This window comes from Halobacillus sp. Nhm2S1, from assembly GCF_019599545.1.
In the GTDB taxonomy this organism is placed as follows: Bacteria; Bacillota; Bacilli; order Bacillales; family Halobacillaceae; genus Halobacillus.
The window spans coordinates 698910-712408 of the sequence record NZ_JAIEZV010000003.1; the positions used below are offsets into that span (position 1 = coordinate 698910).

Sequence of the window (13499 nt, forward strand, 5' to 3'; positions counted from 1 at the left end):
CCCCGCAGAGCGTTAGCTCGAGGAGGCTCATCACTCGCCCACGGAAAGCGAACCTTTTCCCGGAGCCCCTAATCTTCCATAAAAGTCTCGAAATCGAGTCTTCCACAATCCTACCATTTAGTTGAATATGTATGAAATTTAAAAAGTTCCATCTGAATAAATTCAGATGGAACTTTTTTATATGATTTCATGCTTTCTCATAATTTTTTTCAGCTTCTCTGTCCGAATGGAAGCCTCATCGTATTCGCCTCTCATTTGATGCCATTGTATGAAAGCCAACGCCTGCGACACAGAGTACCACTTCATTCGTTCAAACATATGAGAATCAGGATAAATTCCATATTCTTTTAACCATACATTCCAGTGATCTTCAGGGATATAATTGTATAGAAGCATGCCAAGATCAAGAGCTGGATCAGCTACCATTGCGTTATCCCAGTCGATAAGGTACAGCTGGTCTTTGGAAGACAACAACCAATTATTATGGTTTGTATCGCAATGACAAACGACGTGTACATCATGGTGGACATGGTGAGCATGTTTTTCTAAAAATTTAATGGCTTGATGAATTTCTATACGTGGATCGACTTGATCCAGGATTTTTTGGTTTTCTTTGATATCTTTCAGGACTTCATCCGGTGTTAACGGATGTTTCCCTAGTCTCATTAGCATATCAAGAAGTTCTGTGGAATGGTGGATCTTGCTAAGAAGGTTAGCCACACGTCTATGTTTCATTTCCTCAGGCTTTAGTTCGCGCCCTTCCAGCCACTCCTGTGCTGTGATTACATCTCCGTTCTCAAGCCGTTTGGTCCAAACAAGCTTTGGCACAATACCTTCAGCAGATAAAACGGCTAAAAAGGGGGAAGAATTTCGTTTTAAGAATAAACGTTTCCCTTCGGTCTGAGCGTAGTAGGCTTCTCCTGTCGAACCGCCTGCTGGTGTTATCGTCCAATTACTACCAAGAATATGTTCCAACCAATTCACCTTCAATTCCTCAAATCCTCTTGTGATTGAATTACGTCTTTGTTTGTTGTTCTAGTATATCGTACTTTGGTAATGATCCAAAATTTTCATGATACCGATTCAACAGTTACCTTATTTTAGATTAACCCATCATTCTGTCAACTTTCAAGAGATATCTATCAATCCGAGTAGAATGTTGTCGATGTTTCCGCTTTCTTAATGCTGCAATCAAAGCAAGATCCACTTTGACCGTCCACTTGAAAAGGGAGCGGTTGTTCTGAGCTTATATGCACAGTGGAGGCTCTCCACTCTTCCACTTCCTTCATCCTCGTATGCAAACCAAAAAATACGCTGACAAACATGGCCAACAGCTTTTTTTTAGAAATCGGTTTGACCACTAGTATGGATAACCCTTTACTATTTATCTTCGCTTTCGGGGCAATCCTCATTCCACCCCCATAATAAGAATGGTTGGTTATGGTCACCATCATAGCCTGGTTGATGTTGATTTGTTTTCCATCAAGAAAAAGCTCAAAATGGATGGGTTTGGCTTTAGAAATAGACTGAAGAAGAGCAAAGGGGTAGGTAAGTTTAGTTATGTGAAACTTTCTAGTCCAAGATCTGTATTTTGGCTGATTCGCTGCAGCTACTACTAAACCATCAAGCCCAAAACCGATACTGTTTATAAACGTACGTCTTCCTTGCTTCTGCCTTTGATTAAGAATGTAGTCAGAAAGAAGGACCTTTTTTTTCTTTGGATTTCTCACATAGGATCGGAACAGCTTTAAGCCTCCCTTTTTCAAGGTTAGGCCCCGGGCAAAATCATTCCCTGAACCCGCGGGTATAAAACAAACAGGAGTTTCAGAATAATGTCTTATACCATTCACAACTTCATGAAGTGTCCCGTCGCCACCAAGGACAATAATACCTTTTAAAGTCTCACGGTGTATTTTCGTCACTTGAAGTGCCAACCTTTCTGCATGCCCGGGTTCTTGAGTTAGAAATGACCGACAATTCTCTTTCTTGTATAACGGTTCTTTTTGTATCCGCCGAAACAGGTTCATCGCTTTGCCATTACCAGCTGCGGGATTGACAATCATTATGTACATGAGACATTTCTCCTACCTATGTAATCATATCATTATACAACGTTCCTATTATTCTAGTATACTATTAGTAAAAAAGGAGGAATATATTTTGGCTACCGATTGTCAATATTGTGGTACTTCAGTCTTTATACCCGAACAGGGAGCATTAGTTTTGAACTCCAAACATTCCAATAAAGAAGGGAATGTATTTCCGCTTCGTCACACCTATGAAAGTCCAGAGGCAAAAATATACACCTATAATAATAAAGATGAATTAAGACTGGCACTCGTCGATTGGTTTGAAGAGACGATACCAGATTATTGGGTACATATTCTCAATACCGAAAATTCTCAATCATTTCCGATATCCATTCGACATTTATATGAAAGGTTACAATACCCTGAACTAGCGGAGTTGATCCATTCCGGACTTTTTCAATCACACTTACAACCAATCGTGGACATGAAGAACAACCGCGTCTATGGATATGAGTCTCTACTTCGGACGAAGGACCTTTCTGTACCACCCGGGGAATTATTTTCATACGCCAGCCGCTCTGGTTTACAATCTATGCTTGATCAAAAAGCCCGAAGGACGGCGGTAAAAGCAAAGTCCGAACACCTTAATTCAGGAGATAAGATCTTTATCAACTTTTTACCATCGACGATTTATGTCCCAGAATTTTGCTTGAAGCACACATTCCAAATCGTTAAAGAATTCAACATCGATCCAGAAGACCTGGTTTTTGAAGTCGTGGAAACAGAGAAAATCGATGATGTTGAACATTTGAAGTCCATCCTCGAAACATACAAGGCTTCAGGAATGAAAGTGGCATTGGATGATGTCGGTTCTGGTTACAGCACATTAGAGATGCTCAGCCTGCTCCAGCCGGATTATTTGAAAATTGATCGGTCTTACATTCAAAATTGTCACACAGACGTGAATAATCAAGCTTTTCTATTCGATGTAATGGAACGGGCAAAACAGTTGAACATCCACGTACTCGCTGAAGGGATCGAATTGCAGGAGGAATGGGAATGGCTTCAACGATTAGGTGTTGATTTTGGCCAAGGTTATTACATCGGTAAACCTCAGGCTGTGCCGGAAAAGGAACTCATCCTTCCATAAAACTTTCATCCATGTCCCATTCTGGACGTTTAACAGCAGTTGTTCGACAATGCTTCAACAAACATTCTGCTACCTTCAATTGATTATGCTTCATCGGAGACCTAGCTGCCCTTTTCTCATGCAACCACAAGGAGTAGTGGTCTTTACCAATCCAATCCGTTTGATAGGGCACCTGTCCCGAATCGAATCGCATGTTTTTGGATAAGACGACTTTGCGGTATGGAAAGTCCAATCGGTATTTGTTCAGTACGCTTTTCACGAATGTTTCCGTCCTTCGGAGGGAGTGCATCGGGCTCAGCACCTTGCTCTGCACCCCTTCTTTTTCAATAATCCAACTTTTTTCTGAAACGGGATGGATCGTTTCACCGTTTGGGTGAGAAAGAATAGAGATGATTTCAATACCTGATGGCCCAATAAGCAGATGGTCAATCTCTACCTCTGCATTCTTCATTTGCACAACAGGCTCAAACATAAGAAGGAAAGTATCCGGAAAATGTTGTAAGAAATACTTCAGATCCTTGTTTTCTTTGTAAGAAGAAGCAAGAAACGATTTTTCCCTTAACGTGGTCGTCGCCCACTTCAATTGAAATGGGATTAAACCATCCAAGTAGTATTGCTTCAAGTCTTCTTCAGAGGAAGGGAATTCCACCTCACTAACCGAAACTTCATTGTTTAGTTTCTGTTCCTCTTTTGCTTTCTTTTTGAAAAAATTCTTAATTCCTTTAGACGTGTCTTCTTCTCTTCTTATGTCTTCTTCTGTTGGTTCTTCAGTCCAGCCTTGTTCGAACCGACTCTTCATTTTATTCCAATGGTCATTTTTTAATTTTACGAACTGGCTTGGATATTGATAGATATTCGTTTCATATCTGGAAATATAATCTTGCAATTTAATTAGTTGTGCCATATTAAATCTTCTGACCACCTTTAATCGTCGCCACTGTTTCGTATTTAGGATGGTTTCCAGGATGGATACGGAAAAAAGAGAATTCGTTCACGACCATTTCATACGTCTCCAATAGGGCAGAGTCCTTGGAAGCGTCCATTAATGGGGACAACCCTTCTGCCTGCTTTTTCGCCAGTGTGATGTGCGGATTGAACTTGCGTTTTTCCTTTTGAAAGCCTAACTCTTCACCAATAGAGTCCACTTTTTCTTTAGTCTCCATTAAGGAAGGTACCCTCTCTACTCCAGCATGGAAAACTCTTGGCCGCTGCTGGTCACCGAATCCCCCGGCCGGACCGACAGTTAACGGATACGCAGAAGGCCAACTTTCATTTCTCAAACGCTGCACATATCGTTCAACCGTTTCATCGGAACAACTGCCGAGAAACTTTAGTGTGACATGCAAATCTTCCTTGGCCGTCCAATCTTTATAATTCATTGAGCCCCGTAGAATGGACTGCCAGTTCATCAATTTTCCACTAATCTCATCATTGACTTTTATACCAATAAAATAATGACTCATGCCATACGCTCCTTCCATTCAGGTTGAAACATTTTATTAACGACCAGAAGAATGATGATACCTATACAAGTCATAAAAGCAAATACGCCATACATGAAAGAAACACCCCTAAGATCAATCAACAGCCCTCCAATGAAAGTAAAACAAGCATTCCCAAGCCCGTTTCCGACAGCTGAATACAAACCCACAGCTGTAGCCCTTACATCAGCGGGTGCCAGTTCCCGAACTAGAATGAGAGCAGCAGGTATGTAAAGCCCAACGGAGATCCCCTGGGCGACTGTCGTTGCGTAGACGATTGTACTGGAAGGCTCAAAATAATAAAACCACCATCTTAAACAAGAGATCGATGCACTGAAGATAATAATAAATACGATCCCAAAGCGATTGATGACCCTTTGAGCGAATTTCATGAATGGAGCTTCACTTCCAGCAGCAAGTAAAAAAGCAAAACCTACTCCAGAAAGTGTCCCCCCTACAGCTAAAATAAACGTACCGAAATAATAATTATTCGCTAGGACCGGACCAAAGATGAGGAAGTTAGATACAAGGAAAAGCAAGAAAGGCTTTTCTTTGAGTAAGGTCTGTAATCCTTCTCTGAAGGAAACCGTCACCTCATCAGCGCGCTTTGGAAATTCAAATAACGTGGTTAAGGCGAATACTAATCCTAACGAAAAAGAATAAAAAATCCAGGTCATCGAACCAGTTGCTTCCGTCAACCTTCCTAAGACAAAAACAGCCACAGCGAAACCAACCGCTCCCCATAGCCTGATGTTGCCATATTCCTTTCCATTCCGTTGGACGAAATTCAATGATAGGCTGTCAGACAAAGGAACAATTCCTGATTGGAACAACGCGATACAAATGATACCTAGTAATAGGACGGGGAATAATTGCAACCAGGGATAAAAAAATCCTAGTACAGAAGCGAAAATGGAAGCGATCATCAATAATCGTTTCGGATTCCTTGTATAGTCACTCAGCATCCCCCAAACCGGTTGTACAAAAATAGTGACCAGGGGGAGGGCTGCGATGACCATTCCGATTTCGGTGTGACTCAGCCCTTTTTCCTCTTCTAAAAAGACAGATAATAATGGAAAGATGGAACCGAAGGCAAAAAAAGTGAAAAAGTAAAACATCTGAATAAAACGATATGTCTTCTCCGCGGATTGTTCGGGCATTACGTGGTCCCTCTCTCTTTATCTTGTCAATTCGTATAGACTTTCAGCATAGATTTCAATGGCTTTGATCATATCAGTAATTCTTACGTGTTCGTCCTTTTGGTGAGCGGTGTCCGGACTATCATCGAATAAAGCACCGAAAGCTACTCCCGCTTCAAGGGCTCTCGCATAGGTCGCCCCTCCCATCGTCTTCACTTCCGCTTCTTCACCTGTGACTTTGTTATAAACAGAAAGCAATGTTTTCACAAACGGATGGTCCTTTTCCAGGTGAATCGATGCCAGGTGGTCATAGACCTCATACCTACCCTTATTTTTTGCAGCAAAATCATTTAATTCCTGATCTATGGCACTATAATCTGCACTTACAGGATACCTAAGATTGAAACCAAGCTTACACGTCTGTTCATCCATTTCGATTGATCCAAGGTTCGAAGTGAGAGGTCCAGACACTTCATCCATTTGCTTAACATTCAGTCCTTTACCGTCTGTCGTTTCAAAAGCCTTATATATTTTTTGTATAAATGATTCATACTCACCATTCAGAGGGAGGGATTGTAGGAAACGTAATAAAGCTGTAATGGCATTCAACCCTTCTTCCGGCTTGCTAGCGTGCACGGCGTTCCCTTTCACTATCACCTCATATCGTCCCGCTGCAGACTTTACTGTCCCTTCTAGCTTGTACTCGGCTGAATAATCATTGAAAACCTTCTCTATATTCAGAGGCGATTCAATCCAAGCCACTGCCTCATCAGGCACCATATTTAAACGGTCCCCACCATGTACAGAAACTACCTTCGTTTCTCCCTTATTTTCAGGTACTGGATAGGTGATATAGCTGTCTAACAACCCTTTTTCAGCATGAATGACCGGAAAGGATGCATCAGGGGTGAAGCCTAGAGAAGGCATCAACTCCTTCTTAAAATAATAATCAATCCCCTTCCAGTCTCGCTCTTCATCAGTACCAAGAATCAATCGAATTTTTTTCTTCGGTTTGAACCCTTCCTCTTTTAAAAGTTTCAGAGCGATGTAGGCAGCCATCACAGGCCCTTTGTCATCTTGAGCACCACGGGCGTATAACTTTCCATCCCTTATGGTTGGTTCAAAAGGAGGTGTGGTCCAACCAGCTCCTGCCGGGACAACATCCAAATGGCCAAGAACACCAATGATTTCATCTCCTTCTCCGAATTCGATATGACCGCCATGTCCATCCACGTTTTTAGTGATAAATCCATCATCCTGCCCTATACTCAGCATTTTCTCCAATGCATCATGAATAGGTTTTCCATAGGGATACATAGAATCTTTCTCAAATACACTTGGAATTTCCAATAACTCCATCACGTTCTCTACATATTCCTTTTCGTACTTTTTACTCAACGCATGAAAGTCCATACTTAATCTCCTCTACTTAGAATTTTCTCATATGTCGGTTTGTCACATACAGCATATAACTCTGCCCCGTCCGGGATGGGTTCATCTAATTTACGATTAATGGTTAGATCATTCCGATCAGCAATTAATGTCGCACCATCATCAAGTAAAGACTGAAAAGCATCCCGATAGGTTCCCCAATTGCCTTTTTTCGGAATGTAATATAAGTCTTCTCCTACCGATCTCTTTAGCAACTGCCCGTAGATCCCCGAAACACCTTTTCTAAAAGCTGAACGGACGGCAAGAGAAGAAATTGTTTCATTGGAAACGATGAATTCATCGATTTGGGCATGCTTGAAATTTTTCACATGTTTTTCTTCCATGATCTCCGCAATGGTATGAACATTAGGTGCTACAGTTTCAATAGAAGAAGCAATTAAGAGGGTTTTCCCATCTGTCATCTGTTCATTCCCCATCCGCTCATCTGCAAAAATTAGGACGGCTCTTGCCTGAGAAATGTTTGCCTTTTCCAATGTATCTTCGTCTGAAGCCTCGCCTTTTATGTAGTGGATGTTTTCCGTAAGGATGGGAGCTTCTTTTAATTGATCAATGATGACAATATTGCATTGCTTGTTTGTTTCCATCATTTCCTTTACAGCAAAGTGGGCCTTTTGAGACCATCCAATAATGACGAAATGACCGCTCTCTTTATACACAATATCACCTTCCAGTCGTTTTTTTCGGAAAATGGCTAAGCCATCAATAATTTTTCCTATCACAATACCAATAAGTCCAATACCTATGACATATAATAGTATCGCAATGGAACGTCCTGCTACCGTCACCGGAAAATAGTCACCATATCCTACAGTCGTAACTGTTGTCATCACCCACCAAAAGCCATCAAAGAGAGTTGGGAAGGTATCCTTTTCCACAACAACAATTAAAATACTTGAGAACAGAATAAGAAGAGCGCTCGCAGTGAAAAGGACAGTGTTGTTGACTCTTACCATTTTAAAAAAGATCTTCCGAAGTAACATCATCGTTCCAGCCTCCTAACTTTTAATATTTTGTAAATTAGATGAATAATCTGTAAATTAAAACGATTATAGTAGCACGTTCCGTCTCATTATTGTAGAATGAAACCAACTTCAGAGATTCACATGCACCACAAGTTCCATACAATGACGATTAAGGAGTGGTTTTTTGAATCATCCATCATCCCGCATGCTCAATCGGATTAAAGCTGTTTACCTCTATATTAGAGACCGAGGAACAGTATCGACTAATGAGTTAGCAGACGAGTTCGGTATCACTGACCGTACTATGCAGAGGGACTTAAGCATTTTGGAATACAACGGGCTTGTATCAAGTCCGCATCGTGGAAAATGGACAATCACTGAAAAGAAAGTCAAAATATCATAGAAGATGAGGATATAGATGACACCCGGAAAAAATTCCGGGTGTTTTTTTGGTTGATTATTCAAAGATGTCTATTGTTCTAAGTTGGTGATTCCCATCAAATAGTCAATCTCTTCATCTGTCAGTTCTCTGTACTCTCCAAGGTCAAGATCCTCATCCAGCTCAAGTTCGCCAATCATGACCCTTTTAAGATAAGTCACCTTCTTATCAACAGCTTCAAACATACGTTTCACCTGGTGGAATTTCCCTTCAGTGATGGTCAACTCTATTTCGGAAACGTCTCCAGATTCAAGAATAACCAATTTCCCGGGCTTGGTTTGATAACCATCATCCAAAGTGACGCCTTCAGAGAATCTCTTGACATCTTCTTCAGTTACTTCTCCATCAATGACAGCGAAGTATGTTTTTCCGACATCTTTCTTGGGAGAGGTTAGTCGATGATTAAGCTGTCCATCATTCGTAATCAACAACAACCCCTCTGTATCTTTATCCAATCGACCGACAGGAAACGGGTCAAAGACCTGGTCCTCAGGCTGCAAAATATCAATCACTGTTGGATCGTGGGCATCTTCCGTCGCAGAAATCAAATCGCCTGGTTTGTTCATCATCAGATAAATGAATTCTCTATACTCTACTTCCTCACCCATCACTGTGACCAGATCTTCACCAGGGTTCACATGGGTTTTGGGGCTTTTTTCAGGGTTTCCATTAATTCGTACGTTTCCACCCTTCAAAAGAGTTTTCACTTCTTTCCTTGTGCCATATCCCATATTTGCTAAAAGTTTATCGATTCTCATCTTGGTCAGAACCTCCTTTTATCCTCTTTTTAAAAATCTATCCAATACACGAACACGATCACCTAAGACACGCTCAAGTAGTGTTGTTTGATAGGTTAACCACAGGTAAACAAGACCTCCAGCACCTATACTGAAGAACAGGACAATCAGTGCATCCAGTCTACTTTCCATCGGATCTAAAATGAAGCCGAGCACCCATTTGACCAAGAGCACAACGAGCGCCATGATTGTTGTCAAAATCATAACGAGCAACGTCCTCTTAAACAACTGTTGGTAAGAGAATTCAATGGAAGTGAAAATACGTGCGAAGTTAAGGATAACCGCTGCAGCAACACCAATGCCTGTTGCAATGATTGCACCTTTTGCTCCAAATAGTTGAATGAGCCACCAGTTCAGTCCCAGTTTTAACAGTATGCCTGTCCCAAGACTTATGACAGCAAAATTCTGTTTGTTGATTCCTTGTAGGATGGAGGAAGTTACTGTATATAATGCCAGGAACAACCCGACAGGCGCATACCAGCGTAATAAATCTCCCCGATATTCGAGCTCATCCACCCCGTAGAATGTCCCATAAGCCTCAAAAGCCACTACGGAAAGACCGACGACAGCTGGGATAATCAACAAGGCGACGATTTGTAGCGCCTGGTTGATTTGGTGATTCAAACGGTTCATCTCATTTTTAGTGAAAGCCTGAGTGATTGCCGGTAAAAGAGCTAACGATAATCCTAGACCTAGTGTTACCGGAATCATAATTAATTTATGACTCAGGAAATTGATGATTGAAAAAGCATTGTTATACTCCAACCCTGAGGCTTTGATTGCTTTTTCTAATGTAAACTGATCGACAAGCTGATACAGAGGTGTAGCAATCCCCACTAGGATAAATGGACCTGCATATGCGAATAACTCTTTGAACATATCCTTGTTGGACAGACCATACGTGTACTCTTGAGCCTCTAACTGACGATCCAGAAACGGCTTTCGCTTTCTCCAATACCAATAAAGGACAATACAAGAAGCAATTCCTCCAATGAATGCAGCGAACGTTGCAAAACCAACCGCTTGTGGAATAGGTCCTTGAAGAACTTGTACTATTATAAAAACAGAAACAAGCAATAATACAATTCTTACAATTTGTTCAATCACCTGTGAAACAGCTGTAGGCGCCATAGATTCATGCCCTTGGAAGAACCCTCTTGTAATACTCATCGGCGGTATGACAAGTAAGGCAAAGCTGACCATCTGTATGACCATCGTGGCATGTCCAAGGCGATCAGAGTCTTCACCAACCGTCCATGCAGCCACCTGCTCTGCAGAAAAGAACAAGATCAAGAATGCCAATACACCAGTAATGGACATAAGCGTCAAACCAGCTTTTAACATCTTCCGTCCTGTTTCATAGTCTCCCAAAGAGTTATACTTTGAAACAAACTTGGAGACAGCTACAGGTACTCCCAAACTGGAAAGACTAAGTAATATGCTGTAAGGGACGTAAGCAATCGAGAATAAATCTGTTCCTTCCGTACCTACCATATTTTCAAACGGAACGGTATAAATCATTCCTAGAAACTTTGACAAAAATGTTCCGGCCGTTAATAACATCGTACCTTTAAGTATCTTTGACATAATTCGCTTTTCACCTTCAATTTTATTGTAGAATCGACCTCATCTATTTTATCATAGATAAAGGAAGAACAAGGAACGAATGACCTAAGAAAGGAAGACATCCATGACTTACCAAGTAACTGTCATTGGTGGAGGCCCATCAGGACTCATGGCTGCAATTGCTGCCGCCGAGCAAGGTGTCGACACTCTACTGATTGATAAAGGAAAAAAACTAGGAACAAAGCTGGCTATATCGGGCGGAGGACGTTGTAATGTCACAAACCGGCTTCCAGAAGATGAAGTGATCAAACATATACCTGGAAATGGTAAATTTTTATACAGCCCTTTTTCTGTATTTAACAATTATGACATTATAGATTTCTTTGAAGGCCTTGGTGTCGCACTGAAAGAAGAAGACCATGGACGAATGTTCCCTGTCAGTAATAAGGCCAAAGATGTCGTCCAGGCCCTTCTGAACCGTATGGAAGAATTGAATATTGAAGTTCGCACAGAAACTCCTGTGGACGCCATTCATTACGGAGAAAACGAACACCATGTGATCTTAAAATCCAAGGAAAAGATTGTGACCCGGTCCCTGATTCTTGCTGTAGGTGGTAAGGCTGTACCTCACACGGGCTCCACTGGGGATGGATACGCATGGGCGAAAAAAGCGGGGCATACCATTACTCGGCTTTTCCCAACAGAAGTGCCCCTTCTTTCCAAAGATCCATTTATTAAAAACAAAACTTTGCAAGGGCTCTCCCTCAGGGACGTGGATGTCTCTGTGTTAAATGAAAAAGGTAGAAAAATCGTCACCCACCGGATGGACATGTTGTTCACCCATTTTGGCTTATCAGGTCCTGCAATTCTAAGGTGCTCTCAGTATGTGGTGAAAGAATTCATGAAAGGACATCGTCCTGTAACCATTGAAATTGACGCACTACCTGATGAGAAAGAAAATGTTCTATTAGAAAGGCTTCAAAAAATGATGGAAGAACATTCAAAGAAAACTTTCAGGAACGTGATTAAAGGTATGGTGCCCGAACGACTACTTGATTTCGTTCTTGAGAAATCCGAAATAGCTCCGGATGAAAAGTCTGCCAACATATCAAATGAAAAATTACGGAATTTCACTCATATGTTGAAAAACTTCCATGTCCATGTTCATGACTCCCAGCCGATTGAAAAAGCCTTCGTCACAGGCGGTGGTGTGTCCATAAAAGAAATCATCCCAAATACAATGCAATCCAAGCTTATGGAACGCCTCTATTTCTGCGGGGAAATCCTTGATATCCACGGTTATACAGGTGGGTACAACATCACCTCTGCCATGGTCACCGGTAGAGTTGCAGGTATGCACGCTGCATGGGAATCTATGTCATAACTCTAAAATAACTATAGCTTCCCTACCTTGTTCACCTTTTGACAGGATGATGGAAGGCTCGATAGACTTTCCTGAGGAGTCTCACCACGCTCCCGCGGAAAACGAGCCATTCCCTGCAGGCCCAACGCTCCTCAAAAGTACCCAAAGCTGAGCCTCCCACAATCGGGAGCTTATGTTTAAAAAGGTTGATACAAAAAAGTCGAGAGAGGGTTAGCCCTTTCTCGACTTTCTTTGTTCATATTCTTTCAATCTACCTAGTTCCTCATTTATTAAATGCTGCATCTCTTCACGATCTTCGTGAGAAACAAGAGGATCGCTCTCATCCCAATCGACCATATACACAATATAAAACCTTCGAATCCTTCTAAAATAAACCGTAGAATATGGGAATTTATCAAAATACCCTCGGACCATTTTTCTTCTTGAGTAGCTCCAACGCACTAGTTGCATTCGGGTCCCTCCGAACATACATTCTCATATACAGTATAACGAGGATTACTAAGAAACACAACAATTTCTACCAAATAAATACAAGTCCTAAATAAGCGAAGAGAAGACTGCTAGATAAATATAAGAATCCATACGTTTTTAGTCTTTCATAACGGTTGGTGATGCCAAATACTCCGACAAAGGCAAGCCATACAATAATCCCTACAAAGAAAATATGTTGAAGAAAACCGATGTCCTCCTTTAACGATACAAAATAAAAACCAAGTGGGATTAATAAAAGCATCATTGCGTATTTCCAATTCCAAAACGTATTCCTTTTCCTTACCAATTCTGCCATTGTCTACATCCTTTCTCTCCTAAATAAATTTTCATTTATTACATTTCAGTTTATTTCCATGTACTCAACGGTTGGATCAGCTTAGTAAAAAATTAAGAGTTCTATGTACACTACTATTTTACCAAAAGTTTTCAGATATCCATAACTAAACAACCCTTCAGGAATATTCCTGAAGGGTTGACGTATAACGTGGCGGCGTCCTACTCTCACGGGGGTAAACCCGACTACCATCGGCGCTGAAGAGCTTAACTGCTGTGTTCGGCATGGGAACAGGTGTGACCTCTTCGCCTTCACCACCACATCAATATAAAG

General features: G+C 41.3%; 14 protein-coding genes and 1 rRNA gene. 3 read left to right on the plus strand and 12 right to left on the minus strand.

Annotated elements, in window-relative coordinates:
• Nucleotides 1–177: 177 nt before the first annotated feature.
• Nucleotides 178–984, minus strand: coding sequence for a phosphotransferase (locus tag K2225_RS15425; protein WP_220585525.1), 807 nt, complete (start codon nt 982–984; stop codon nt 178–180).
• 158 nt (nt 985–1142) lie between these two features.
• The gene (locus K2225_RS15430) at nt 1143–2072 is read right to left on the minus strand and encodes a diacylglycerol/lipid kinase family protein (protein ID WP_220585526.1); all 930 of its coding nucleotides are present in this window, start codon (nt 2070–2072) and stop codon (nt 1143–1145) included.
• A gap of 88 nt (nt 2073–2160) precedes the next feature.
• Here K2225_RS15430 and K2225_RS15435 point away from each other — a divergent pair, with 88 nt between their 5' ends.
• Nucleotides 2161–3180 (plus strand): EAL domain-containing protein, encoded by a 1020-nt coding sequence (locus K2225_RS15435; RefSeq protein WP_220585527.1) that lies wholly within the window; start codon nt 2161–2163, stop codon nt 3178–3180.
• On the opposite strand, the gene K2225_RS15440 is transcribed toward K2225_RS15435, so the two are convergent.
• Genes K2225_RS15440 through K2225_RS15460 form a run of 5 tightly spaced genes read right to left on the minus strand, consistent with a single transcriptional unit; the run spans nt 3167 to nt 8235 of the window.
• The gene (locus K2225_RS15440) at nt 3167–4084 is read right to left on the minus strand and encodes an NERD domain-containing protein (protein WP_220585528.1); all 918 of its coding nucleotides are present in this window, start codon (nt 4082–4084) and stop codon (nt 3167–3169) included. The genes K2225_RS15435 and K2225_RS15440 overlap by 14 nt on opposite strands.
• Nucleotide 4085: 1 nt before the next feature.
• On the minus strand, nt 4086–4643 hold the full coding sequence (thpR, locus tag K2225_RS15445) for an RNA 2',3'-cyclic phosphodiesterase (protein ID WP_220585529.1): 558 nt from the start codon (nt 4641–4643) through the stop codon (nt 4086–4088).
• Nucleotides 4640–5821, minus strand: coding sequence for an MFS transporter (locus K2225_RS15450; RefSeq protein WP_220585530.1), 1182 nt, complete (start codon nt 5819–5821; stop codon nt 4640–4642). The genes thpR and K2225_RS15450 overlap by 4 nt, the downstream gene beginning before the upstream one ends.
• Nucleotides 5822–5839: 18 nt before the next feature.
• Nucleotides 5840–7213, minus strand: a complete 1374-nt coding sequence (pepV, locus tag K2225_RS15455; RefSeq protein ID WP_220585531.1) for a dipeptidase PepV — start codon at nt 7211–7213, stop codon at nt 5840–5842.
• 2 nt (nt 7214–7215) lie between these two features.
• Nucleotides 7216–8235, minus strand: coding sequence for a potassium channel family protein (locus K2225_RS15460; RefSeq protein WP_220585532.1), 1020 nt, complete (start codon nt 8233–8235; stop codon nt 7216–7218).
• Nucleotides 8236–8419: 184 nt separating this feature from the next.
• Here K2225_RS15460 and K2225_RS15465 point away from each other — a divergent pair, with 184 nt between their 5' ends.
• Nucleotides 8420–8617: a DeoR family transcriptional regulator gene (locus tag K2225_RS15465; protein WP_370551134.1), complete on the plus strand. Its 198-nt coding sequence runs from the start codon at nt 8420–8422 to the stop codon at nt 8615–8617.
• A gap of 68 nt (nt 8618–8685) precedes the next feature.
• Here K2225_RS15465 and K2225_RS15470 read toward each other — a convergent pair whose 3' ends face one another.
• Complete coding sequence (locus tag K2225_RS15470; protein WP_220585533.1) at nt 8686–9411, minus strand: pseudouridine synthase; 726 nt, start codon at nt 9409–9411, stop codon at nt 8686–8688.
• An 18-nt stretch (nt 9412–9429) separates the two neighbouring features.
• Nucleotides 9430–11037 (minus strand): putative polysaccharide biosynthesis protein, encoded by a 1608-nt coding sequence (locus tag K2225_RS15475; protein WP_220585534.1) that lies wholly within the window; start codon nt 11035–11037, stop codon nt 9430–9432.
• Nucleotides 11038–11140: 103 nt separating this feature from the next.
• Here K2225_RS15475 and K2225_RS15480 point away from each other — a divergent pair, with 103 nt between their 5' ends.
• Complete coding sequence (locus K2225_RS15480; RefSeq protein ID WP_220585535.1) at nt 11141–12400, plus strand: BaiN/RdsA family NAD(P)/FAD-dependent oxidoreductase; 1260 nt, start codon at nt 11141–11143, stop codon at nt 12398–12400.
• Between the two features lie 210 nt (nt 12401–12610).
• Here the strand turns inward: K2225_RS15480 and K2225_RS15485 are convergent, their stop codons facing one another.
• From K2225_RS15485 to rrf, 3 genes are all read right to left on the minus strand, one after another.
• Nucleotides 12611–12850 (minus strand): hypothetical protein, encoded by a 240-nt coding sequence (locus K2225_RS15485; protein ID WP_255574570.1) that lies wholly within the window; start codon nt 12848–12850, stop codon nt 12611–12613.
• 67 nt (nt 12851–12917) lie between these two features.
• Complete coding sequence (locus K2225_RS15490; protein WP_220585536.1) at nt 12918–13187, minus strand: hypothetical protein; 270 nt, start codon at nt 13185–13187, stop codon at nt 12918–12920.
• A gap of 187 nt (nt 13188–13374) precedes the next feature.
• Nucleotides 13375–13488: ribosomal RNA gene (gene rrf / locus K2225_RS15495) — 5S ribosomal RNA — on the minus strand.
• Nucleotides 13489–13499 lie beyond the last annotated feature (11 nt).

Coding starts and splice junctions, on each gene's coding strand:
- K2225_RS15430 (WP_220585526.1), bottom strand. CDS start 2,072: ATGTACATAATGATTGTCAATCCCGCAGCTGGTAATGGCAAAGCGATG.
- K2225_RS15440 (WP_220585528.1), bottom strand. CDS start 4,084: ATGGCACAACTAATTAAATTGCAAGATTATATTTCCAGATATGAAACG.
- thpR (WP_220585529.1), bottom strand. CDS start 4,643: ATGAGTCATTATTTTATTGGTATAAAAGTCAATGATGAGATTAGTGGA.
- K2225_RS15450 (WP_220585530.1), bottom strand. CDS start 5,821: ATGCCCGAACAATCCGCGGAGAAGACATATCGTTTTATTCAGATGTTT.
- pepV (WP_220585531.1), bottom strand. CDS start 7,213: ATGGACTTTCATGCGTTGAGTAAAAAGTACGAAAAGGAATATGTAGAG.
- K2225_RS15460 (WP_220585532.1), bottom strand. CDS start 8,235: ATGATGTTACTTCGGAAGATCTTTTTTAAAATGGTAAGAGTCAACAAC.
- K2225_RS15465 (WP_370551134.1), top strand. CDS start 8,420: ATGCTCAATCGGATTAAAGCTGTTTACCTCTATATTAGAGACCGAGGA.
- K2225_RS15470 (WP_220585533.1), bottom strand. CDS start 9,411: ATGAGAATCGATAAACTTTTAGCAAATATGGGATATGGCACAAGGAAA.
- K2225_RS15475 (WP_220585534.1), bottom strand. CDS start 11,037: ATGTCAAAGATACTTAAAGGTACGATGTTATTAACGGCCGGAACATTT.
- K2225_RS15480 (WP_220585535.1), top strand. CDS start 11,141: ATGACTTACCAAGTAACTGTCATTGGTGGAGGCCCATCAGGACTCATG.
- K2225_RS15485 (WP_255574570.1), bottom strand. CDS start 12,850: ATGCAACTAGTGCGTTGGAGCTACTCAAGAAGAAAAATGGTCCGAGGG.
- K2225_RS15490 (WP_220585536.1), bottom strand. CDS start 13,187: ATGGCAGAATTGGTAAGGAAAAGGAATACGTTTTGGAATTGGAAATAC.